The organism is Acidobacteriota bacterium (assembly GCA_019347945.1).
In the GTDB taxonomy this organism is placed as follows: Bacteria; Acidobacteriota; Thermoanaerobaculia; order Gp7-AA8; family JAHWKK01; genus JAHWKK01.
Window position 1 is genome coordinate 85700 of sequence record JAHWKK010000001.1, and the last position, 24685, is coordinate 110384.

Sequence of the window (24685 nt, forward strand, 5' to 3'; positions counted from 1 at the left end):
CTTTGAAATCATCTCCTGACGCGTGAGCGGCGTCTCGCCACCGGCCAGGCGGCGAGTCCGAGAAGGGCGGTGCCCGATACCCAGAGGCCGTGGTAGAAGGATCGCGGCCTGTAGTCGACCCGAACGTGGGTCGTACCGGGAGGCACGAGGAATCCGATGAACCCGCCGTTCACCTCGCTGATCGGAAGCTCGATGCCGCTCGATGTCCAGACGCGCCACCCGGGATAAGCGGGAAGGGAGGAGGCGATGACGGACCAGCGCTGCGCGTCGACCTCGATGTCGTAGCGCCGCGGGCTGGATCGGAGAATGGTGATCTCCGTCGGCGGAAGCAGATCGGGGCGAGGGCCGAAAATGTCGTCGTGCGCCTGCTCGACGAGACTCGAGTGGATCCGGTTGACGACGACCGCATTTCGCCAGTCGATGTGATCGAGAAGCAGCGCCTGCCGTTCTTCCGCATCTCCCTCCATGAGCGTATGGCGAGGTGCAATGAACCTCGGCATCGCCTCATCGTTGCGATAGATGCGTGCATCGGACCCCTCCCAGACCATTACCCAGGCGGAATCGTTGAGCTGCACGCCTGGTGGTGTGATGACGTATCGCACACCCATGAAGTCGAGAATCGGATGATGGTAGCTGCCGAGCATCGCGAAGTAGCTCTCCGCCGTATAGCCGGTGTAAACGCGAAGCATCCCGAGCACCCTTGCCGTCGACATCGGATCGTGCGCGCGGATGTCCTCGAATCCGTAGATCGCCGATGTATTCGGAAAGAGAGCTCCCGATACTCCGGCGATTCGTGCAGGTTGGAGATCGTCGCTCGCGATGAGCGCTTCGAGTTTCTGGATCGCGGGGGTCTCCGGATAGAACGCCGAGCTCGGCATGGTCGTGTTCCAGCTCCAGCCGAAAGCGAGAAGCTCCGCGGTAATCGCCACGATGAGGGCGGCAAACCAGAGGGGGGAACGCGACAGGAAAAGTGCAATTGCGGCGACGATCAGAACGATGAACGAAGGGATCGCCGCGATGGCCGAGTCGATGAGCACGCGGTCGGCCGGCGTACCGAGCGCGAGCTGATGCCCCAGAAAAACCGCGGCGAAGATCACGACCGTGCTGACCACGCCGATCTGAAGAGGACGCCGGTCCCCGTCGAGCGCCCGCTGCACCAGGAGGCCGAGCAGAAGGGCGCCGGTCCAGCAGAAGAGAAACCGGAACCTTCCGTTGGCGATCATCGAATAGAGAGGAAGGGACTCGAAAGCCCGGGTCAGCCATGGGGTGTGGATCGCGACCGAACAAAGCAGGATCGTCAGCAATGAAAAGAAAGTCGCGTCGTGACGCCACAGCCGGTCGCGAACGGCGAGAGCTCCCCAGCCGACGAAAGCTGCAACCGCGAGCACACCGCTCCATCCCATGATCACTTCTGCGTGCGCCGGCCCCCAGGCCGTGTTCTCGGTAACCGAGCCGAAGAACTCCGGATGCAGGAAATTCATCAGAAAGCCCCAGTAGAAGCGACCCCCCCGGTGATCGCGGAATGCGTCCAGCTCGACCCATCGCTTCGAGAAGGGGAGGACCTCGAAGAAGGGAAAGAGGAGAGGAGCCGCGATCAGCAGCGCGAGGATCCCGGCGCCGATTGCCGCGGCGGCCGCGCGCTTCGTCACGGGCCATCCATCCCGAATCATCCTGAAGAGGAGCCATGCGGCCGCGACTGTGACGATGTGCGCGGCGGACTCCGGATGCCCGTTGATCAGAAGCGAAAGGAAAGCAAACGTCGTGAAGCAGAAGCGGCCCCAGCTGACGCGCTCGAGAAGGAGGTCGAGAGCGACCAGCGTCATCGGAAGATGGACGAGCGTCGTCGCGAGCGGAAAGTGGAGCCACACCATGATCGCCGTCGAAAAACTCCATGAGACGGCCGTGATCGTGGCGGCGAGGTCCCCCGCGCCGCGCCGCCTCGCGAATACGAAAGCGAACCAGAGCGCGACGAGGAGCTTCAGGGCGGCCTCGGCGGTCATCGCATCTCCGAGATCGAGCGGGAGAGTCACGAGCCGGAAGGGAGAGAAGGCCGAGCTCTGCATGTTTGCCAGAAGCGGGTAACCCCCTTGCGCGGTGTGATTCCACAACGGAGCCTCCAGACGCGTCCAGGATTCCCGAACGAGGTGAGCCCACGGAACGATCTGCATCGATACGTCGTTGGTCTGGCTGTTGTGAACCTCGAAGTCGGGATCGGATCGCCAGGGGGGAAGCCGCTCGAGCTGGTCGACTGGAATCGCCACGTAATCGAGAACCATCGGCCGGAAGAGAAAGACGAGGACCGCAGCGTAGAAAAAGATCGCGACCCGCGGCGGAAGGCGGAGAGAAGTAGTCCGCGCCATCAGGACGAAGACCGCGAAGACGGCCGCTACGAGGATGAACGTGGGATTCATGGCCGGGAAACAGTCTGGTAACGCGGATCGGACGGGGATCGCTTCCACCTCTCGTGCATCCACAGCCAGAGATGCGGCTCACGTCGGATGTGCGTCGAGATCAGCTCGTTGATCCATTGCGTGATCTCCTCGATTTCCTCGGGTGTTCCCGTCATATCCCTGGTTTCACGCAGCTCGGTCAGCTCGATCTCCAGCCCTTCATCATCGGATGGATAGCAGAAGGCTCCAATGATGGCTGCTCCGTTGCGGATCGCGAGCTTCGCCGGTGCTGGGGTCGTCCATGCGGGCTGCGACACGAAGGGGACCAGAAGTCCGTGACGCGGAGCCACGGCCTGATCGGGAAGGACGACCACACCCTTACCCTGCGCGATCCAGTCGCGCATCGTCCGCGCGGATTTGCGTCGCGCGAGAATCCTGATTCCCGTCCGAGTGCGGGCCCGTTCGATATCGCGCTGGAGTAGCGGATTGTCGAGGGGTCGCGCCACGACTGCGAAGGGAATGTCGAGCGTCTCGAGCGCCGCGATCGCGGATTCCCAGTCTCCGAAGTGGGCAGTGAACAGAACGACCCCCCGGCCTTCTCCAATGGCACGATCGAGCGCTTCACGTCCGTGCACCCGAATCCCGGTCTTCTCGATTGTCGGCCGGTCCAGGCTTCTCAGATACTGCAGAGACTGACGGGCGAAATGGCGCCAGCACGCCCGGATCGTCTGTTCGATCATTTCGTCGGTCCGTTCCGGGAAGCAGAGGCGCAGATTTGCGCGTGCGGTGCGCGTCCGAGATCTCGCCACGGAAGGGAGAATTCGGGCGAGCGCATCGGCGATGCGTTGCGTTCCGCCCCGTCCGATCAGTCCGACAATCCAGCGGACCACCCGGAAGGCTCCGTACTCGAGAAGAATCAGCGAGCGTGACTTACGTCTTCTGGCCATCGTCCTTTTCGCGCCGGGAAAGCGCCCTCATGAGGAGATCGTGAAACTGGCGCTCAGGCCTGATCAGCATCGAGACTTCGAGATAGCCGATCCGGTCCTGCCATGGTCCGATTTTCACCCAATCCTTTTCGGTCGTGAGGATGAGGCTGGCGCTGAGCTCTGTGGCGGATCGGACGATCGCGTCCAGCTCTTCGTCGGAGTAGCGGTGATGATCATCGAAGCCGTCGAAGCGGACGATCGTCGTGCCGAGGTGCCTCAGTGCTTCGGCGAACTGAACGTTGTCGGCGAGGCCGCTGAACGCGACGATTCGGAGGCCTGTAAGCGACGCGGTAGGTTTTCTTCCACCGGCAACGACGACGGCGTCCGGTTCGAGTGTGGCGCGAAAAACTGGAGGGCCATCCGGGAGTCTTTCGATGGTTCCACGTCCTCTTACGAGCACGCCATCGGCCCACCGGAGCGCCGCCCGGGACTCGCGGTACCATCTGGCCCTTCGGTAGTCGATCACCAGATCGAGGTCACGGTCGAGCTGAAGATGCTGAAAGCCGTCGTCGAGAATGAAGACGTCGCAGTCATTGTCCCGGAGCCAGGCCGTGGCGGCGTCGAAGCGTCTCGAGCCGACGATGATCGTGACGCTGTCCGGGAGCCGGCGTCTCATCAGAACAGGCTCATCGCCGAAGCGAACGGCGTCGAGCGCATCGACCTCAGCCCATCGGTCGCGGCCTCTCCGTCCATAACCGCGCGTGAGGACGACGACGCGAAGATTCTGCGAGGCCAGCCATCGAGCGACCGTGATGACCGAGGGCGTTTTTCCGGCGCCTCCCATCGCGATGTTGCCGATGGAAATGACCGGACGAGGAAGCGAGCTCTGGCGGAAAATCTTCATTCGGTAAAGAGCACGCCGCGACCGGTTGATCCCCCGGATCAGAAGCTGCGCAGGAGTGAAGAGCGGGCTCACCCGAGCAACCCCACCACTCTGCGGGCGGTGTCACCGGCGGCGCCGCGATTCCGTTCGACGCAATCGAGCGCGCGAGTACCGTACTCTTGCCGCAGCTCGTCGTTGCTGGTCATCCGGGCGAAGAAACTCTCGAGCTCGGCGGCATTGGCGACGACGACGGCGGCGCCGGAAGCGACCAGCTCGGAGGCGATGTCGCGGAAGTTCGTCATGTATGGACCGAAGGCGACGGGGCAGCCGCTGGCCGCCGCTTCGACCGGATTCTGGCCTCCATGCGGCACGAGGCTCCCGCCGATGAAAGCCGCGTGACACTCCCGGTAGAGATTCGCGAGCTCGCCGATGCTGTCGAGCAGCAGAACGTCGGACGGACCTGCTTCCGCCAGCCGCGACCGCCGCGCAACGTTCAGGGAGGAGCTGGAAATGATCTGTGCCACCTGATCGAAACGCGTTTCTTTTCGAGGCGCGACGATCAGAAAGCAGTCGAGATCGACGAGCGATCGCATCATTTCCAGCAGCATCGCCTCCTCCCCCTCGGCCGTCGATCCGAAGATCACGATCGGGCGCTCGCCGGCCAGCTGATGCAGCTTCTCTGCGAACGACACGGGAGGGCCTGGAAGCTGGAGATCGAACTTCACGTTTCCAGTGACGACGACACGCTCGGGGAGAGCTCCGATCGCAACGAATCGCTCTCGATCGATCCGCTCGCGAACCATGAGCAGATCGAAGCTCCGCAGGACGCGGGCCGCGAGTCTGCGAAACCGGAAATATCGGGGGAACGAGCGATCGGAGAGCCGGCCATTGGCCACCGAGAGGCGGATTCCTCGCTCGGAGCATGCCCTCGTCAGGATTGGCCAGAGCTCGGTCTCCATGGCGACGTGGACCGAGGGGGAGTAATTCGAAAGGAACCGTTTGACTGAGAATGTAAAATCGAAGGGAAACCAGGTGATCGTAGCTTCCGAGAAGAGCCTTTTTGCAAGATCCTGCCCCGTGGCCGTCGTCGTGGTGACGACGAGCGAGGTTCCGGGACGTACCCGGCGTATGGCGTCAGCGACGATTTTCGCCGCCGCGACCTCGCCGACTGAGACCGCATGAATCCAGACGTCATGACTTTGACGGACAGCGGCGTAGAAACCGAGCCGGTGGGGGATGTTTCCGAGCTTGCGCCCGCCGAGCAGGCGGCCGAGAGCGTAGAACGGGATGATCGCGACGAAGGTGATGAACGCAGCGATCTCGTAGAGGAAGAACATCCGCGGCATCATCCTTCGGGCACCAGCGAGGGTCAAGCCACCGCCGAGCGCGTCGTGATCGTGGGAATCGCCCGGCCGGGGACCGGCCGATTCGGGGCGAACGAGCACCTCGATGAGCTTCACGGTCTGGTCGAAGCCGCCTCGGGAGAAGTCGTCGGCCGGGTCCTTCAGGAACGAAGGGCGCCCGATTCCGCAACATGGATCGGCAAGGGAAAAGCGAATGAAGTCGCCGCTCTCGTCGCGGAGACGAAGGCGGCGCTCGTCGTCTTCGATGACGATCTTTCGCCAGCCCAGCTTCGCAACCTCGAGAAAATCGTCGCGGTCAAGGTGATCGACAGAAGCACGCTGATTCTCGACATCTTCGCCAAACGTGCACGGACGGCCGAGGCGCGGACGCAGGTCGAGCTCGCACAGCTCGAATACATGCTTCCGAGGCTGACGCGCCAGTGGGTCCATCTCTCACGTCAGGCCGGCGGAATTGGAACGAGAGGCGTCGGCGAGACGCAGCTCGAGATCGACCGGCGCCTGGTCCGAACCAGGATCCGACGCCTGGAAGAGGAACTTCGAAAGATCGAGCAGTCACGCCGTCTACGCCGATCCGGCCGGAGCGTTTTCACGGTTGCCCTGGCCGGTTACACGAATGCCGGAAAATCGACGCTCTTCAACCGTCTGACCTCCGACACGACCTATGCCGCCGACAAGCTTTTCGCAACGCTCGACTCGAAGCTCCGGCGGATGAACGGAGAGATGCCGCTCCAGACCGTTGCGGCCGACACGGTCGGATTCGTCAGAAAACTTCCGCATCATCTGGTGGCATCGTTCCGCTCGACAATGGCGGAAACGACCGAGGCGGATCTCGTGCTTCACGTCGTCGACGCCTCACATCCCGCCTCGGACGAGCAGGAAGCGGTCGGGCGGGAAGTCCTTCAGAACCTTGGGGTGGATCAGTCGAATGTCGTGGTCGTGCACAACAAGGTCGATCGACTTGGAGCCGGGTTTGGTCGTGCGGGGGACGTCGTGCGGGTCTCGGCGCTCGACGGCCGGGGGATCGGAGAGCTGCTCGCGGTCATCCGGGAGCGGCAGCGGGCTCTGGGGCAGGTGGTCGAGCTGCTGATTCCTCATCATGAGGCAAAGGTACGGGCCAGACTCTACGAGACGGGAAGGGTCGAGGCGATCACCGAACGGGAAGAGTGTTCGGAGATCCGCGCCTGGATTCCGTCCGCGCAGATCCCGGAGCTTGAACAGTTCCGTAAGTGAAGAGGAGCTGATTCCGCGAAGAGGCGTCGCTTCAGGCCGTCGAATGATGCGGGATGTTGAGCACGAGGACGGGGCAGGGGGCGTTCTCGAGGACGTGTTCGATCTTGGGCCCGAGGAAGAGCCGCTGCGTGCCGGCCTGGACGTCCGACCCGAGGATGATCAGATCGACGTCTCGCCGCTTGGCCAGATCGAGAATGACTCGTTCGGGATCCCGCCCGACGCGTACCTCGACGTCGGTCCGGATGTTCTGAGCCTCGCCCAGCTCCTCGAGTTGGGTGACGATCTGTCGGGCGTTACCGAACTGACGCGTGAAGAGGGTGCTGTCGGGGTCGAGGGAGGCGAGACTCTCCTGCCGGGCGACGACGTTGAGCAGAGTGACGATGTCCTGCTCAGCGTGTGCGATTGCAAAGGAAAGCTCGGCAGCGCGGCGGGCTGCCATCGACCCGTTGGTCGGAACCAGAATCCGCTCCGGCGACCAGTCGGTGAAATGGCGGCTTCCCGACTGAACCACGAGAGTCGGGCATGGGCTCACCCGGACGAGGTAATCGACCAGGGGGTTGAAGAGGACCTGGGACCGGTCCGCTTCCTCGGAAGCTCCGAGCACCATCAGATCGAAGCCTCTCGCCGCCTCGTCGAGAATGATCTCGGAAGGAGAGGACCCTTCGACGACCCGCTCGATCAGATCGATCTCGGGGAACAGCTCGCTGACGCGATCGAGGAACTCCATGCCCTTCGCCTTCTCGCCGCTGCGCGTCACCGTCAGCAGCGTGAGCTCGATCTCATTCTCTTTCGAGAGCCGGGCGAGTACCTCTGCTTCCACACGATAAGTCAGCGATGTCGTGTCGCGGAGGCGGATCGGGAGAAGGACGCGATGAATCCGGGCGATCAGACTCGCCTCGGTGCGTTCCTCACGGGTGAGCCGGTCGAGCTCTTCTGCGCTCGGCTCGACATGGCGGAGTACCCATCGGAGAGCTGAAGGGGCGAGCATCGCGTTGGTCATCGCCATCAGGACGATGATCGCGAACATGTCCGGCGAAAAGACCTCCAGGGAAAGCCCGATCGTCGCGATGATGATGTCCATCGCGCCGCGAGTATTGAGCCCCGCCGCGAATGCGAGGGAGTGCCAGTGGTCCTTTCGACCGATGAAGCGGGCGCCGACATAGGCGCCGACTCCCTTTCCGAACACCGTTGCACCGATGACGGCGCCGGCAGCTCCCAGCATCGAGGGATTCGACAGATCGGCGAGATTCACCTTCAGCCCCGCCACCGCGAAAAAGATCGGAGCGAAGACGCCGAGCGCGATGCTCTCGAGCTTTTCCGTGGTCTCCGCAGAGAGTCGTCGCATCTGGCGCAGCACGATTCCGATGACGAACGCGCCGAGAACCGCCTCGAGATGAATCGCCTGCGCGATCGCTCCCCAGGCGAACATCAGGACGACGACGAGCGTCAGAAAACGGTCTGCGCCCGAGACGTGGTCACCGACGAGATCGATCAGCTTGCGAACGATGATGCGACCAAGGAAAAAGCTCAGCACCAGGAACAGCAGAACGCCCCCGGCGCTCTGCACGACACTCGTGAGCCCGATGCCATGCCCTGCCGCGAGACCCGCGACGACCGAAAGTATGATCCAGCCGATCGTGTCGTCACTCATGCCCGCGGCGATCAGAGTCTGACCGATGTCGCGTCGAATGAGACCTAGGTCGATGACCACTTTGGCGATGACCGCAATTGCCGAGATCGACATCGCCGTTCCGAGAAAAAGGGCGAACACCGTTCGCTGGTCCGGGTTCGCGAGCAGAAAATCGGGAAGCTGCGTCCCGACCAGATAGCCCGTGGTGAAGGTCAGAGCAATCCCGCAAAGGGAGACGCCGAAGGCGGTTCGCGCATGCCTTCGGATCAGCGAGAGGTCGGTCTCGATGCCGGTGATGAGCATCAGAAACATCGCGCCGATCAGACTGATGACCTCGAGCAGATAGCCCTGAACATCCGTCTGCGGAATGATCCAGATTCCGAACGCGGGGATCACCGAGCTCAGCAGCGAGGGTCCCAGAACGATGCCGGCGAGGATCTCGCCGACGACTGCCGGCTGTCCGAGCTTTTTCGACACCTCGCCCAACGCCCGTGCCGTGAACAGCAGCACTGCGATCTGAAGAACGAGCTTCAGGATGTCCGCGTGAGGTGCAGCCGTGAAAGTTTCCATGAAAAAAACAGCGGAGCTCAGCCGCCGGTCGACCGGGCTTCGGTCTCTGCGACGACGGTGCCGATATGGCCGGCGATGTCGTTTCCGGAGTGAACCGCCCGGATCTTCTTATCACGCCGGATGTAAAAGGTGACCCTTCGAGCCAGACCCAGCAGCGGAATGCCCACCCCGTAGTCACTGATCACGCTGCCGCCGCGATCCCCGACGAGCGGATATGGAAGATCGAGGCTTCGCGCGAAGGCGTCGCTCTTTTTCTGTCTGTCGTTGGACACACCAACGACGGCGACACCGACCTTCTTCAGCTCTTGGTAGATCCGGCGAAACTCGCCGGCCTCGAGCGTTCAGCCGGGTGTAAACGCCTTCGGAAAGAAGAAGACTGCGACGTCGCTGGTCTCGAGCAGCGCATGCAGCCGGGTCTCGGCGATCTCGAAGTCGGGCGCCTCGTCACCTCGTTTGAGCATGGATCGCTTCCTCTCCGCGAATGTGCCGGATGAACGGATCGTTGCTGATGGGGCGGCCCAGAAACGCTTCGACCGAATCCATCCCCGGGCGCTCCGCTCCCCGGGCCAGAATCTCGTTGCGAAACCTGCGACCGGTTTCTGCATCCATGAGATCGTCGCCGAAGGCGCTCAGCAGATCGTAGGCGATGGCTTCGGACCAGAGGTAACCGTAATAGCCGGCAGCATAGCCGCCTGCGAGATGACCGAAGGAGGCGGGAAACCGGGTTTGATCGACGTAGCCGAGAGGAGTCTGCCCCTCCATCTCGGACCAGACATCGCCCGAGGGGGCCGGCGCCGGACCGGAGAGCCGCATGTCGAATGTTGCGTAGAGGTGCTGTCGGGCATAGTGAACTCCTCGTCCGAGCGACCGCGCGCCGTCGAGGCGCTCGATCAACTCCTGGCTCACCCGCGGAGCATGCGGAGCCACCTCGGAAAGGACGGCGAATCCCGCGGGCCGGCGCGCCCACCACTCGAACATCTGCGAAGGGGCTTCGACGAAGTCGCGCTCGACGCTCGTCCCGGCGTGGTGAACGAACCAGGTCTCGGACAGAACGCCATGAAGGACGTGACCCATCTCGTGAAAGAGGGTCTCCACTTCGGAATGAGTCAGCCCGCGCCTCTCGAAATTGGCCACGAGAACGCTGATCGGAGTCCGGCCGATCCGCCGGGCAGAGCCGCGCAGTGGCCACGCCGCAGCGTGCTTGAATTTCCCCTCTCGCGGGAAAAGGTCGAGGTAGATCGTTCCGATGAAGCCGTGATCCCGCTCGTCATGGAGGTCGTAGGCGATCACGTCCGCCTCCCACAGCGGCGCGTCGACTCTCTCGAAGCGGACTCCGTAGAGTCTTCGAGCGGTCTCGATGACCCAGTTCACCGACTCCAGCGTCGGAAAATACTGTCGGGTCTCTTCCTGATCGACATCGTAGACGCGCTTGCGAAGACGCTCGGTGAAGTAGGGGAGATCCCAGCGGTGAAGTTCCACCTCCGCGGGGCTCGCCCGCTCCTGTCTGGCCATCTCCAGCCGGATCTCGTCGAGATCGGCTTTCTCGCGTTGCCGTACCTGAGCGAATACTTCTTCCAGAAAACGCCTGACCGCCTCGGGCGTCCGGGCCATTCGTCTGCGAATGACGTGGTCCGCGAACGAAGGTAGCGAGTAGATGTCCGCGAGCTCGGCTCTGAGGCTCGTGAGCTCGTCGAGGATCTCGAGATTTCGCTGACCGCCGCGCTGGTGAAACGCCATGTAGAGCCTGCGACGTGCGTCGGCATTGCCGACGTTCATCATGAAGGGGTGATAGTCGGGATAGTCGAGACCGACGAGCACCTTGTCACCGTCCTGCTCGAGCCGATCGATAATCACCGGTGGAAGGCCGGCGACCTCCTCTCGACTGAAGGAAAGTTTTGGTGATTCCTCCCGGATGTTGCGGGCGAATTCCTGCTCGAGCTCGGAAGAGCGGGCGACGATCTCCCGGATTCTCTCGCGACGATCGGCCGGCAGATGAGCTCCATTGTCCTCGAACTCTTCGAGAAGATCCCGTCGAAGCTTCCGGGAGACGTCGGTCGAGGGATCGGACCGGTCGACGAGCTCGAAGAGCTTCTGGTTCTGAAAAATGTCGTTGATGAACGATGCGTATCTGATCAGCGCATCCTCGGCAACCCTCCGGACCTCGGGAGACGGATGAACCTCGGAAAACAGCGACGCCGGGCCGAAGGCGTCCTCGAGCTCGACCTCGAGATCATCCCAGAGATCGAGGATCTCGGATGGTTCTGCACTTTCGATCTTCGCGACGCGGGCGCGACCATCCGAGAGAGAGCTTTCGCACAGCCGCGCGAGTGCTGTCGCGTCCGGAATCGGAACTCTCGGCCGCGTGTCGATGGATTCGTTCACAATGGTCATTTTGCCCGATTGTGTGCCACCTTCCGGCGTAATGTCCACGGCCCCGTGCGACGCTCCGTCGCTCTCGACGAATCGAAAATCGCGAGATCGAGACTCGAGGCGGCCTGAATGCGCGCCGGCTCAGTTGCTCTCGAGTGCAGGCTCGATCGGGCGGCTGGCCCGGGCGGCGCGCTCGACCGTCTTCTGCTGGTCGGCCTCCTTCGCAAGAAGCGCGATGTCGAGGACCTGCTCGACGTTCTCGACGAAGTGAAACTTCATGTCTCTCTTCAGCGGCTCGGGTACTTCTACGAGATCCCGTTCGTTCAGCTTCGGAAGGATGATGGTGTTGAGGCGGGCGGCCCGCGCGGCCATCACCTTCTCTTTGACACCACCGATGGGAAGCACCTCGCCGCGAAGCGTGACCTCGCCCGTCATGGCGATGTTTCGCCGCACCGGCTGGTGTGTCAGGACGGAAATGATCGCGGCGGTGATCGTAATGCCCGCGGAGGGCCCATCCTTCGGAATCGCACCCGCGGGAACGTGAATGTGGATGTCGTGCTCCTCGAAAAATCCGGGTGGAATGCCCCGATCCTCTGCATGAACGCGTGCATAGGTGAGCGCCGTCTGCGCGGATTCTTTCATGACGTCGCCGAGCTGACCGGTGAGCTGAAGCTTCCCCTTGCCCTGAACCGCGGTCGCCTCGATGAACAGAATGTCGCCACCGACGGCGGTCCAGGCGAGACCGGTCGCGACGCCGATCTGATCCCGCTCCAGAAGCTCCTCCGCATAATGGCGCATTGGCCCGAGGAACTTCTCGACGACGGCCTCGGTGATTCTGTAGGACTCTTTTGCATTTCCTTCGGCCACCTCGACGGCGATTTTGCGGCAGATCCGGCCGAGCTCACGCTCGAGATTTCGCAGCCCCGCCTCCTTCGTATAGCCCGCGATGACGCGCATGATGCCGCTGTCGGTCCAGGTGATCTCGACATCGGCGATCCCGTTCTCGTCTTCCTGTTTGGGAATCAGATGTCGCCTGGCGATCATGATCTTTTCCTCGTCGGTGTAGCCCGAGAGGCGAATCACTTCCATCCGGTCGAGGAACGCGGGCTGAATCGTATCGAGAACGTTCGCCGTGACCACGAACATCACGTTGGAAAGATCGTACTCGACGCCGAGATAATGATCGCGGAAGGAGTCGTTCTGCTCGGGATCGAGAACCTCGAGAAGCGCGGAGGAGGGGTCGCCGCGGTAATCGGCTCCGATCTTGTCCACCTCGTCGAGCATGAAGACCGGGTTCGACGTTCCGGCCTGATTGATCCCCTGCAGGATGCGCCCCGGAAGAGCCCCGACGTAGGTCCGGCGGTGGCCGCGGATCTCGGCTTCATCCCGGACGCCGCCGAGCGAAATGCGAACGAACTTCCGGTCGAGCGCGCGTGCGATCGATTTTCCGAGAGACGTCTTTCCAACGCCGGGAGGGCCGACGAAACAGAGGATCGGTCCCTTCATGTCGGCGCCCTTCAGTTTCCGGACCGCGAGGTACTCGAGAATCCGTTCCTTGATCTTCTCGAGGTCGTAGTGATCTTCGTCGAGGATTTTCCGCGCCCGCTGGAGATCGAGATTGTCCTCGGACATCACGCCCCACGGCAGGCCCGTCATCCAATCGAGGTAGGTCCGGATGATCGAGGTCTCCGCGGAGTCCGGATGTGAGCGCTCGAGCCGCTTGATCTGCTTCTCGACCTCCTCCTTCGCTCCCTCCGGCATCGCCTTTTCCTTGATCTTCTGGTAATAACCGGCGACCTCCTCAGCGAGATCCTCACCTTCTCCGAGCTCGCTCTGAATGGCCTTCATCTGCTGGCGGAGGAAGTACTCGCGCTGCGACTTGTTCATCTCCCCCTGAGCCGCCGACGAGATCTCCTGCTGCATCTGAAGGAGATTGATCTCGCGGATGAGCAGCTCGTTGACGCGCTTGAGTCGTTCGAGCGGATCGAGAAGCTCGAGCAGCTCCTGGGCTTCTTCGAGCTTGAGGTCGAGATTGGAAGCGGCCAGATCGGCGAGTCTCGCCGGATCGTCCAGATTCGCAGCGATGACCATCACCTCCGGCGAGACGTTTTTCCCGAGCCCGACCGAGTTGTCGAGGTTCTGCTTGATGGCGCGGATCATCGCCTCGACCTCGAGCGTTTTCTCCTCGACCTCCCTCTCCTCGAGCCGGGTGATCTTCGCCTTGAAGAATGGTGCGGTCTGAATGAAGTAGTCGATCCGGGCGCGGCTCAGGCCCTGGACGAGAATTCTGATCCGCCCGTCCGGCAGCTTGAGCATCCGCATGATGATCGCCACCGTCCCGATCCGATAGAGGTCATCCTCTCCTGGGTCTTCGTGCTGATAGTCCTTCTGAGCAGCGAGCATGATGACGCGGTTTTCGGCAAGCGCCTGGTCGACGGCGTTGATCGATTTCTCGCGCGATACCGACAACGGCACAATGATGTACGGGAAGGTCGCGAGATCCTTCAGCGGCAGGACCGGCAGGACGTCGGGGATCTTGATGGCTTCTTCGGCTGGCGGCTGTTGTTCAGACATTTCGATGTGGGTCGATCCCGAGGAGCGGATGAAGTGGCTTTTGCGCTGCAACCGCTGTTCCCAACAGTAACAGGGAAGCGCGGCGAGGTCTCCTTCCGGTACGGCGAACCTTCAATCCGACGATCCCTCGGATGCGTCGGGGCTCCCCGCTTTCTCTCTCAGCTCTTCGAGCTCTTCGAGAAATTCGTCGACGTCCTCGAACCGTCGGTAAACGGAGGCGAAGCGGATATAGGCAATCTTGTCGAGTGCCTTGAGCCGGTCCATGACGATGGTACCGAGCTGGCTGCTCGAGATCTCCCGCTCCGCCGAGTCCTGAATGGTCAGCTCGATGTCGTCGGCGAGCGTTTCGAGGTCGTCGGCCGAAACGGGGCGTTTTCTGCAGGCGATCATCAGCCCCTGCTTCAGCTTTTCGCGATTCCACGGCTCGCGTCGCTCGTCGCGCTTGATCACGACGAAAGGGGTCAGCTCGATCTTTTCGTAACTGGTGAAGCGCCGTTCACAGGCGAGGCACTGGCGCCTCCGGCGGATCACGTCTCCTTCGCGGCTCTCGCGCGAGTCGACGACCCGGTCGCGGTCAAACCCGCAAAACGGACACTTCATGGTCTTCTTATACCACCGTACCGGCCCCTCCGGGTTTCGGGAGAGTTTCGTCGCCCTTCTCGGCCTCCGCCTCCGCCTCCTTCTCGATCGTTTCGAGAAGCTTCCAGGAAAGCCCTTCTTTCGCGAACATCATTGTTCCGCAGACGATGACCGGCAGCGTTCCGACGACGTGATAGACGAGCGCGATCGCTACGGAAGCGTCCACCGTGAAACCGTAGAAATTGACCAGAACGAGCTGACAGATCTTATGGAATCCGCCGACGCCGCCTGGGGTCGGTATCGCGAATCCGATGACCGTCATCGCCGTCATGAAAAAGCTGGCCACCAGGGGGAGCGGACGGCCAACCGACAGCATGACGAAGTAGAACTGCGTCGTCAGGCAGAGCCAGACGCCGAGCGTGAGGACGATGACCGTGATGAATTGCCTTCTCGATCCGCGAAAGCGAAGAGAGGTAATGAAGGACTCCGCCATGTTTCCGAGGCTCTCCCGCAGACGAAGGGGGAGAATCTTGCCGAGAAAGGCGATGTGCCGCCGCACGGTGGGCTGAAAAAGAGTGGCCGAAATGATCACGAAGGCGAGCCCGGCCAGAAGGAGGAGCGCAACCGATCCCGTCGTGCGAATGAAGGAAGCCTTCGCCGGTTCGAGTGGAGGGCCGGACCAGAGTGTCACCGCTACGAAAATCAGAAAGAGCGAGATGATCGACGTGAGGTCGAGCACGCGCTCGGTGACGACTGTCCCGAGCGCCGAGGAGAATCGAATTCCGGTTTTCTTGCGAAGCAGCGCCGAACGAACGAGATCTCCTGCCCGCACAGGAAGAATCGCTGACGACATGAACCCGATCGAGGTCGCGAAAAAAGTGTCGTAAACCCGCGGAGGCTCATCGGGACGGACGATGATTCGCCAGCGCAGAGTTCGGAAAAGAAGCGCAAGGCCATTGATGACGAATGCGATGGCCAGCCAGAAAGGATTCACGGCGGCGACGACCTCGGCCACCCCCCTGAAGTCGGCGTTGCGGAAGAAGAGATAGAGAAGGCCGATGGTCAGGACCGCGATGACGATCAGCCTGGTGGTGTGCTTCTGTCTTCGATCGGGCACGAAGCGTCTTCAGACCGACCTGGCGGCCGACGCATCCCTCATGCCGAGCGAGACGCGCTCCGCGATCGCCGCTTTGTAGACCATCCCGAGATGGTCGATTCGGTGATCCACTGTGAATCGCCGGAGGATTCGCTCTCGCGCTGCTTGCCCGACGGCTTCCGCGCGGCCCGGGTCGCGATGAACTTCGATCAGCCCCTGGTAGAGAGCTTCCACGTCGCGCGGTGGCACCATCCATCCAACCTCCGCCGAATTGACGAGCTCGCGATTTCCTCCGCAGTCGGTTGCGATCACCGGGATCGATAATGCCATTCCTTCGCGGATCGTACCGGTAATGCCCGTTCCATCCCACGACGCGTCCATGACGACGTTGCAGGCGGAAAGCACGCGAGGCATGTCGCTTCGGAAACCGGTGAAGACGGTCGCCTCCCGAATCGCGAGCTCTTCCAGTACTCGCTCCATTCGTCGGTGCTCACCCGGCTTCGCCGCGCCGATCAGGAGCAGCTTCGCCCCGGGAACCTGCCGGTGAAAGCGTGCGAAGGACTCCATCGCCTCCCGATACCCCTTCCAGGGCCGGATCCCGACATGTGCGACGACGAAGTCGTCCGCTCCGAATCCCGCTTCCCGCCGGAAGTCGTTGCGATCCCACAGCGCAGGGTCGAACCGCTCAGGGTCCGTTCCTGCAAACACCGTCACGACGCGATCGGGATCGACCTGCCCGGTTCGTATGACGGTCCGCCGGATGCTTTCGCAGACGGTCACGATTCTCCCCACACGAGCCGACCGGTATTTCACCGCATTCATCCGGTTCAGCGGAAACGACACCCCTCGATTGACGATCAGTGCCGGAGCCGGATTGCCCGTCAGCGCCGCCAGGGCGAGCGAGTGGGCGCGCCCTTTGTGAACGTGGATAACGTCCGGCCGAGTCTCGTCGATGAGACGGCGAAGCCGGATCATCGAAACGATGTCGACGTCATTCCTGAAGGAGATCGCCCTGAACTCCACGCCCGCCTCTCGGCTGGCCTCCTGAAGGGCCCGGTTGAACCGCGTGGCGATGACCGTCCGATGCCCCGCAGCGGCCATGGCCGCCGCCGCCTGGAACATCTGGTTGACCGAGCCCGTGGAAAAACTGCTCTTGACGTTCAGATGAAGGACCGTCAGAGGAGTAAGATGGCCTGCCATTGACATTATTATGTGCGAACTCGGTTCGGTTGTTGGGGGCTCGGCCGCTCCCGGAATGCCGAGCCGAGGGTCAAACGTCTAATGTCGCTGCTCAGAAAGAGGTTCCTCATTCGCACGCTCGCTGCCTCACTCGCCATGTTGATCCTGCTCGGCGGTTGCGCGATCTCCGATCGCACTCGCCGCAATCTGGTTGCGGAGATTGCGAGTCATCTGCCACCTCCGCAGCGGCCGCTCGTCATCGTCCCCGGCTTCGGTCAGTCGAGGCTCTGGAACCCCGAGACGAGCGAGTTTGTCTGGGGGACTGCCCACTCCACGATCGTGCGCGGTTACGAGGAAGACCTCGATCTTCCACTCGTATCGACCGCGCTGGAAATGCCGATGGATGCCCTCGAACCCAACGGGTACACGGGAAAGTGGGGCCCGGTCGATTTTGCCTGGAATCTGGCCAAGCCGCTCGTCTCTCACGGAGGTTACAGTCTCGAGCCGGGACTGCGCTCGGTCTACTTCTTCGAGTACGACTGGCGCCTCGGAACCGATCACAACGCGAAACGGCTGGATGCGTATCTCGACGAGATCCGGCTCGATCTCGGCCAGCCCACGCTTCGATTCGACGTCCTCGGCCATTCGCTCGGCGCGATGGTCGTGACTACGTGGCTCGCCATGGGGGATTCCGGCGTCGATCAGCCGGAGCTGTGGGAGGAGGGATCGAGGCGCGCCCGGGAGAAGACTGAAAAAGTCGTGCTGATCGCCAATCCCTCGGCCGGAGTGACCGAGTCCATCCGTTTCCTCGCGCGCGGTGAGAAGTTCCTCAGACGCGAGATCGACCCTGCAACGGTCGCCACCTTCCCGGTCATCTACGAGCTGCTCCCCGACGAGGATGACCTCTTCGTCCGGTGGGACCGGCGCGTCGTGCGGGCAGCTCCCGGGTCGGACCGCTTCTGGGAGATCCTCGGCATCGGCACCGACGACCCGGAGATCCGCCGCAGCCGGCAGATTCTCCTCCAACGCGGACGCGAGATCCGGAAGGCGCAGCGAATGTATCCCCCCGACGCGTCCCGCCTTGTCCAGATCGGAGGCGACTGCGTGCCAACCCCGCGACGCGTATTCATCCGGGAAAACGGGACGCTGCTCTTTGCCGCTGACGAGCTCGACCCCGTCGAGCTCCAACGGATGAGTGGGCTGGTGTTCGTTCCCGGAGACGGCAGTGTTTCACGCCAGAATGCCGTTCAATTCGAGTCCGAGAGAGTCATTCTCTGTGACGGTCACCATGCACTCACCAGCGATCCCGACGTTCACCGAACTCTGCTGCGGACATTTGTTGAAAGCCGGCCTGCGGGCCCCGGAAGCGTTTCCGCCGTCGCCGCTGCCGGCAACTGACGCCGGAGCCCGCCCCAGTCACCGATCTCCCGCCTCGACTCGGGCAGCTGCCTGCGTTCGACGGAACCTTTTCGACCTTCCTCGGCCCAATGATAAGATTCGCCATCGGATCTGAGAGATGATCCGCGACGAAGGTGCATCAGGGTCGCGGTTGCCTCACCGGGAGGTCGTGTTGTCCGAGAGTTCCAGAAAGAGCTCGATCAGAGTCACTGACAGGAGGTTATTCACTCCCGACGGAGATGTGCGCGAGGAGATCGAAGAGGAGATCGAAGCCAGAGAGAGGGAAACTCCCGAAGCAACCGTAAAAAAGCCCACTCCTCCGGAGGCGTCTTCGGAGCGCCCGACTCCTGGACCGGAAGCCCCGGGGCGAGGGGCGGGAGAAGCCCCACGGGAGGCGGCGGAGGAACCGACTCTGTTCATGGCGCTCCTCGACAACTTCGTCGTGAACGCATACGCAGCGATGGGGATGGTCGGCGGACCCTACCAGCAGAGTGAGCCGGATTACCGCGCCGCACGCCAGATGATCGACATTCTCGAGATGCTCGAAAAGAAGACGAAGGGGAATCTCGAACCGGCCGAGGAGAAGTACCTCCGCACTCACCTCGGGGATCTGAAGCTCGCATTCGTCAGGAAGAACAAATCGATCTGAGATGATGCGGAACGACTTCAGATTCATCACCCTCGCAGTGGGAATCATGGCCTTTGCGACGAGTGTCCTGGGGCAGGTGACCGGACCCGCAATCGGCGAATCGTGGCAGATGGCGACACAGTTTGCTGCGACGGGGGATCTCGAGCAGGCCGAGCAGAGCCTCGGCGAGGCGATGGCGATGGCTTCGCAGCTCACCATCTTGCGGATGCCCGCCTACGCAAAGGCGGCCGCCGGTCTGGCAATCGAGTCGGAGATGGCCGGGAGCAGCGACATCGCGGACTGGGCGATCGACGCCGCCTATCGGCTCGATCCGGAGAGCCCGGATGTCGCTTTCGCACATGCGGATCTTCTGCGGATCAGGTCCGGCCTTGGCGGAGCAATTTCGCCCCTCTCGAGAGGAATCTCGTCGGTTTTCGGCTCCCGCACGGCGTCGACGATCGCGCGCAGCGATTTCCTGGTCTCGCTCGCGGTCGCGATCCTGCTGATCGGCGCAGGCTTTGGCGTCTCCATGGTCACGCGATACGGTCGCTCGATCATGCACGACTGGCGCGAGAGCCTCTCGGGCAGAGTCAGCGCCGGTACTGCGACGATCCTGGCATTCGCCCTTCTGTTTCTTCCAGTATTTCTCTGGCTGAATCCCCTCTGGCTGATCCCGTGGTGGTTCCTGATCTCGATGTCCTACGCCGGAAGGATGGAGAGGATCGCAATCGTCATCGTCCTGATCGGCATCGGGCTCACCCCGCTGTTGATGGCCTGGTCGGCTTACAAAATCGTCGAATCGCGAAATCCCGTCGTCCGGGCGGTCGAAGCGACCTACGAAGACATCTGGGATCCGGAGATCATGAAAGCCGCTTCCGAGCTCACGCAGTCGCTGCCGGACGAGGCGCGGATTCAGGTGCTCGCGGGCGACCTCGCGCTGATTGCCGGCGCCGAGAACCAGGCAATGATTCATTTTCAGAGAGCTGTCGAGCTCGACGATACCCATGCAGGGGCCCATCTCAATATCGGGAACATCCATTTTCTTCATCAGGACTTTCCGGCGGCGACGTTTCGATACGAGCGTGCGGCCGAGCTCGATCCAGGAATGGCCATTGCGTTTCTCAACAACTCCATCGTGGCTGGTGAGACGTTCCAGTTCGAAAGGCAGTCCGAGCAGATTGCACTGGCGAGGGCCGCGAACCGGGAAGTTGCAGACCGGCTGAGGAATCCCAAGCGGAAGGTCTTTCTCTACAGGATTCCGTGGGAAGAGGTTGATGAGCTGGTCGCTCACGCGCGCGCATCCGACAATCCTCTGTTCGGGAGCTATGCGAGACTCGATGTCACGGCTGCACTGCTGCACCCGGTGGCGCTCGGATCGGCGGCAGTCCTCGCCATCGGATTGCTCCTCGGGGTGATGCGGAACCGGAAAGGTCTGGCGGGTCAGTGCGTCAAGTGCGGACGGACCTTCTGTTCAAGGTGCAAGTCCTCCCGCGAAAGCGCGACGTATTGTACCCAGTGCATTCACATTTACATCAAGCGTGACGGAGTCATCGCGGACGCAAAGCGCCGCAAGATGGACGAGATCATGAAGTACCATCGCGGCACGGTACGGACGAAAAGCCTGATGTCGGCTTTCATACCCGGATCGGCTTCCGTGGTGGGAGGGCGGCCGTTCCGAGGGCTGCTTCCGATGTTCCTCTTTGCGCTCGCGGTGGCAATCGCTTTTCTGACTGGAAGGCTCGCCCCGATCGCGACACCCGCAGAAACGATGCAGCAGGTCATGCGCTACGCTTTCATTGCTCTCGCGGCCATCGTCTGGCTCGTCGCATTCATCCCGGCGCTTCGCGCGAAAGTGCAGGCAGGCTGATGGCGCTCGAGGGAACACTCAAGGATTTCAGTCTCGCCGATATCTTTCAGCTGATCGGCCTTCAGCGGAAGACCGGTGTGCTGCGGCTGACTGGAAGCAGTGACGCGGTCACCGTGACGTTTCTCGACGGTCAGGTCGTTGCCGCCGATTCGGAGAACAAGCGTATCGAAAACCGCCTTGGCCACGTGCTGGTCAAGAAGGGCAACATTACCGCCGAGCAGCTCAACCGCGCGCTGGAAATCCAGAAGGAAACTCTCCAGCGGCTCGGCTTCATTCTCGTCAACAACAACTTCATTTCGCGCGACCAGCTTCGAGAGGCTCTGCAGATGCAGATCCTCGGTACGATCTATCGCCTCTTTCGCTGGCAGGACGGCGAATACCACTTCTCGCAGGAGTCGACCATCGAGTACGACCGCGAGAACGTCCTGCCGATAACAGCCGAATCGATTCTGATGGAAGGCGCGAGGATGATCGACGAATGGCCGATCATCGAAAAGCGCATCCGCTCGTACGACATGGTGTTCCGCAAGAAGCCGGTCGACCAGCAGATCGTCGTCGTCGACGAAGAGGATGCCGACGAGCTCGATTTCGACATGGGGGATGGGCCTGCCGCGGCAAACGTGGCCGATGCGGGCGACCAGATCAGAATCACCGCGGAAGAGAAGGCAACTTACGATCTGGTGGACGGCGTTCGGAACGTCGGCGAGATCGTCGAGATGAGCCGGCTCTCCGAGTTCGACACGAACAAATACCTGTACGAGCTCCTCACCAGAGATCTCATCGAAGAGGCCCGCAAAGTCACGGAGAAGACAGGGCCGGCGAGAGAGACTGTCGGGCAGACGGCCGCCACCGAGGTCCCGACGGCGCTTTCTCTGCCCCTGATTCTCGTCGTCGCGGGGCTGGCAGCCGCATCACTCCTGACGTTCTACAAGAACCCTGTGAACGCGATCGGCCACGAGGTCGTCGCCGAGCTCAAGAAGGCGATCTCGCTCGAGCGAATCGCGAGGCTCGGAAACGGGATCGATGCCTGGTCGGCCATTCATGGAACGCCTCCCGATGAGCTCGAGGATCTCGTGCCGGCGTACGTTTCGGATAATCTCCTCCAGGATCCGTGGGGCCGGACCTACAGCTACCTGTCGAAATCGGCTCCCGTCAGTCAATACATCATCAGCGGCTCCGACGGGGACAACAATACCGATACCGATCTGTTTCTTGCACGCAATCTGGACGAGGCGCCGACCGAGCAGGTCCAGGCGGGCGGAATCGAGCTCGTCGATTAGAAGTCCCATCCATTCGCCGCGGAGCCCAAAGCTCCGGCTGGGATATTCTTCGCCGCAGTGCGTATGATCGGAGCGAACTGCCGGCTGACGCGGAAACTGGCTGTCGGCATCGCCATTTTCGGGGGTGGACTGATGGCGTGCGCTTCCTCGACCCAGGATGCCGAACCTCTGACGATCGACGAGAAGATCGGTCAGCTCGTCGTGGTTGCGGCGCAGGGCTCGTTCATGAACGAGAGCTCGTCTGCGTATCAGCGGCTTCTGAGGCTCGTTCGCGACGAACACGTCGGCGGCATCATCTGGTACGGCGCGGACGTCTACGAGACGGCATGGGTCAACGACCGCCTGCAGGCGGCGGCCTCGATTCCTCTTCTCATCAGCGCCGATCTGGAGTCCGGCCTCGGGATGAGGTTCGACCACACGACGTTCTGGCCGTGGGCGATGGCGATGGCCGCAACCGGAGACCCCGCGCTGGTCGAGATGCAGGGCCGGATCGTCGCGCGGGAAGCGAAGCTCCTCGGGATCAACCACATCCTCGCTCCCGTCGCCGACGTCAATGGCAACCCCGACAACCCGGTGATCAACGTCAGGAGTTACGGAGAGGATCCGGTCGAGGTCGGCGAGCTCGTCAGCGCGTTCATTCGAGGAGTGCAGTCGGAAGGCGTGCTCGCGACCGTCAAGCATTTCCCGGGACACGGCGACACGCGGACGGATTCGCATCGCTCGCTTCCCACCTTCGACGTCGATCGCGACAGGCTCGATCGCGTCGAGCTTCTCCCGTTCCGCGCCGCCATTCGCTCGGGTGTCGGCTCGGTGATGCTCGCTCACCTGTCGATCCCGGAAGTCGAGCCGGAGAAGCTTCCGCGCGGCCGGCGTGCCGATCCGAATCCCTACGCGGACGACGAAACCGAAGTGAATCCGAATGCGACGCTGCCGGTCTCCCTTTCCCCCGTCGTCGTCGACGGACTTCTCCGGCGGAGCCTCGGGTTCGACGGTCTGGTGATCACCGATGCGCTCGACATGGGCGGGATCAGCGATTACTTCAACGCGGGCGAAGCCGCCGTCCGCGCGATCGAAGCGGGAGCCGACCAGGTTCTGAAGACCGCGGATACGGATCGCTCGCTCCGCGCGCTGAAGGAAGCCGTCGCGACTGGCCGCATTTCGATGGAGCGGCTCGATCGCTCAGTCGACAGGATTCTCGCCGCGAAACGCCGTGTGGAGATCCACGAGTTCACTCCGGCCGAGATCTTCCGGGAGGTCGATCGGCCTGAGAACCGGAAGTTTGCGCAGGAGGCCGCCGAGAAAGCGATCACTCTCGTCCGGATGAGCGAGGCGCACCTTCCTCTGCGGCCGGAACTGCGAATCGTCCAGGTCACGGTTGGCGACTTCCGCGACGAGCCGGGAGTGCTTTCGACGTTTTCGAGGGCGCTCGACGAGCGCGTTTCGAGCCCGGTCCGACGTTTCCGCCTCGACCGGACGTCCTCGACTGCCGACACCGACGAGGTGATCGCTGCCGCGGCCGTAGCGGACCTGGTTCTTTTTACATTCACCGTGCGGACCCGCTCCGGCCAGGGATCGGTGGCGGTTCCGGCTCCCGCTCGCAAGCTCATCGCGACCCTCGCCGGCCGCGATGTCCCGATGATTGGGATCTCGTTCGGAAATCCCTACCTCTTGCGCGAGATCCCGGAGCTCGGGACGTACGTCGCGGCTTACGGAGTGCAGCCTGTGATGCAGCTGGCGGCAGCCAGGGCAATCTTCGGGGAACGGCGGATCGGCGGACGACTTCCGGTCACGATCCCCGGCATCGCGCCCCGGGGGACGGGGCTGACTCTCGAGAAGCCCTGAGATCGACGGTGGCCAGCGCCGGCAGCTGCGCCGAAGAAGACTTGCCCTCTCCGTCTGTGACACGAATAATGTCCCGATCATCATGGATGCCGGAGGAGATATGTCGGTCGACTCGCGCGAAGGGCGGCGTTATCAGGTAGAGCTTCAGCACGGAGTAGAGGAATTTGATTTTCGGCAACTGCGCGATCTGATCCGGAGCGGGATCGTCGGCGCGACGACCTTCGTCGCGGAGGCCGGCGGCGAGGAGTGGAAGATGGCGGCGGATCATGAAGCTCTGCGTCGGTACATCGAACTGGCCGGGGCAGCACGCGAAAGCGCGGCCGTGGCGCCTCCATCGGTGAGCGCGAAACGCCTGATCATCTACCTCGCCCTGGGCGGTCTCGTGGCGGGCGCGATCATGTCGATTCTCGCGCCGATCTGTCTCGTCATCGGGGTTTTCGCCAAGTTCGTGGTCAGCTTCGCCGCTTTCGGTGCGGTGCTCGCACTCGGTATCAATTCAGCGGTGAGAGAGGAAGATACGCGGCTGATCGGGATCACCGCCGCGTCCTTTGCTGCGGGAGGTCTCGTCGCGTGGCTGATACGCGGGACCGCTCAGTTCACGGCCATGCATTTCGCGATCATCGGGCTGATTGGCGCGGCCGGCCTTTGCTGGGGCCTCGGTTTCGGGCTCCGTCGCGCCATCCCGGTCGTGGTCGCCGCGCTGGTCTTCTTTCCGCTCGCAGTTGCGATGCTCGGGAGATTTCTTCCGGAAGGACAGATTTCTCCGATCCTGGCGCTCCTGATTCTGCCGCTATCCATCTTCCTCCCATCGATTCCCTTCGCCTTCTTCGGCGGGATTCTGGGCGGGGTGATGGCGATGACCGAGGAGAAAGCGTAAGG

18 protein-coding genes are annotated in these 24685 nt (G+C 62.3%); 7 read left to right on the top strand and 11 right to left on the bottom strand.

The features are described 5' to 3' along the window. Window positions 1–8 precede the first annotated feature (8 nt). From KY459_00360 to KY459_00375, 4 genes are read right to left on the bottom strand one after another with little or no spacing between them, the layout of a single operon-like run. On the bottom strand, window positions 9–2411 hold the full coding sequence (locus tag KY459_00360; GenBank protein MBW3563159.1) for a YfhO family protein: 2403 nt from the start codon (window positions 2409–2411) through the stop codon (window positions 9–11). Continuing rightward, complete coding sequence (locus KY459_00365; GenBank protein MBW3563160.1) at window positions 2408–3337, bottom strand: lysophospholipid acyltransferase family protein; 930 nt, start codon at window positions 3335–3337, stop codon at window positions 2408–2410. Before KY459_00365 ends, KY459_00360 begins: the two co-directional genes overlap by 4 nt. Continuing rightward, a complete protein-coding gene (gene lpxK, locus KY459_00370) occupies window positions 3321–4292 on the bottom strand; it encodes a tetraacyldisaccharide 4'-kinase (GenBank protein MBW3563161.1) in 972 nt (323 codons plus the stop codon). The genes KY459_00365 and lpxK overlap by 17 nt, the downstream gene beginning before the upstream one ends. Beyond that, window positions 4289–5545 (bottom strand): 3-deoxy-D-manno-octulosonic acid transferase, encoded by a 1257-nt coding sequence (locus KY459_00375; GenBank protein MBW3563162.1) that lies wholly within the window; start codon window positions 5543–5545, stop codon window positions 4289–4291. The genes lpxK and KY459_00375 overlap by 4 nt, the downstream gene beginning before the upstream one ends. A gap of 45 nt (window positions 5546–5590) precedes the next feature. On the opposite strand from KY459_00375, the gene hflX reads away from it, so the two are divergent. Then, complete coding sequence (hflX, locus tag KY459_00380; GenBank protein MBW3563163.1) at window positions 5591–6793, top strand: GTPase HflX; 1203 nt, start codon at window positions 5591–5593, stop codon at window positions 6791–6793. Window positions 6794–6824: 31 nt separating this feature from the next. Here the strand turns inward: hflX and KY459_00385 are convergent, their stop codons facing one another. From KY459_00385 to KY459_00415, 7 genes are all read right to left on the bottom strand, one after another. Then, entirely contained in the window at window positions 6825–8993 is a 2169-nt protein-coding gene (locus KY459_00385) for a cation:proton antiporter (protein ID MBW3563164.1), read from the bottom strand. A 17-nt stretch (window positions 8994–9010) separates the two neighbouring features. Beyond that, the gene (locus KY459_00390; protein ID MBW3563165.1) at window positions 9011–9307 is read right to left on the bottom strand and encodes a peroxiredoxin family protein; all 297 of its coding nucleotides are present in this window, start codon (window positions 9305–9307) and stop codon (window positions 9011–9013) included. A 130-nt stretch (window positions 9308–9437) separates the two neighbouring features. Next, window positions 9438–11384, bottom strand: a complete 1947-nt coding sequence (locus tag KY459_00395; protein ID MBW3563166.1) for a Zn-dependent oligopeptidase — start codon at window positions 11382–11384, stop codon at window positions 9438–9440. A 120-nt stretch (window positions 11385–11504) separates the two neighbouring features. Further along, window positions 11505–13937: an endopeptidase La gene (gene lon / locus KY459_00400; protein MBW3563167.1), complete on the bottom strand. Its 2433-nt coding sequence runs from the start codon at window positions 13935–13937 to the stop codon at window positions 11505–11507. Window positions 13938–14048: 111 nt separating this feature from the next. Then, window positions 14049–14537, bottom strand: coding sequence for a transcriptional regulator NrdR (gene nrdR, locus KY459_00405; protein ID MBW3563168.1), 489 nt, complete (start codon window positions 14535–14537; stop codon window positions 14049–14051). 7 nt (window positions 14538–14544) lie between these two features. Continuing rightward, complete coding sequence (locus tag KY459_00410; protein MBW3563169.1) at window positions 14545–15633, bottom strand: flippase-like domain-containing protein; 1089 nt, start codon at window positions 15631–15633, stop codon at window positions 14545–14547. A 9-nt stretch (window positions 15634–15642) separates the two neighbouring features. Next, window positions 15643–16812: a glycosyltransferase family 4 protein gene (locus tag KY459_00415; GenBank protein ID MBW3563170.1), complete on the bottom strand. Its 1170-nt coding sequence runs from the start codon at window positions 16810–16812 to the stop codon at window positions 15643–15645. An 81-nt stretch (window positions 16813–16893) separates the two neighbouring features. Between KY459_00415 and KY459_00420 the strand changes: the two genes are divergently transcribed. The 6 genes from KY459_00420 (at window position 16894) to KY459_00445 (ending at window position 24683) form a co-directional block, all read left to right on the top strand. Then, a complete protein-coding gene (locus tag KY459_00420) occupies window positions 16894–18189 on the top strand; it encodes a hypothetical protein (GenBank protein MBW3563171.1) in 1296 nt (431 codons plus the stop codon). Between the two features lie 172 nt (window positions 18190–18361). Continuing rightward, window positions 18362–18838, top strand: coding sequence for a DUF1844 domain-containing protein (locus KY459_00425; GenBank protein ID MBW3563172.1), 477 nt, complete (start codon window positions 18362–18364; stop codon window positions 18836–18838). 4 nt (window positions 18839–18842) lie between these two features. Further along, the gene (locus KY459_00430; protein MBW3563173.1) at window positions 18843–20684 is read left to right on the top strand and encodes a hypothetical protein; all 1842 of its coding nucleotides are present in this window, start codon (window positions 18843–18845) and stop codon (window positions 20682–20684) included. Continuing rightward, window positions 20684–21964, top strand: a complete 1281-nt coding sequence (locus tag KY459_00435; GenBank protein ID MBW3563174.1) for a DUF4388 domain-containing protein — start codon at window positions 20684–20686, stop codon at window positions 21962–21964. Before KY459_00430 ends, KY459_00435 begins: the two co-directional genes overlap by 1 nt. A gap of 57 nt (window positions 21965–22021) precedes the next feature. Next, entirely contained in the window at window positions 22022–23806 is a 1785-nt protein-coding gene (locus KY459_00440) for a hypothetical protein (GenBank protein ID MBW3563175.1), read from the top strand. 82 nt (window positions 23807–23888) lie between these two features. Continuing rightward, complete coding sequence (locus KY459_00445) at window positions 23889–24683, top strand: DUF4339 domain-containing protein (protein ID MBW3563176.1); 795 nt, start codon at window positions 23889–23891, stop codon at window positions 24681–24683. Window positions 24684–24685 lie beyond the last annotated feature (2 nt).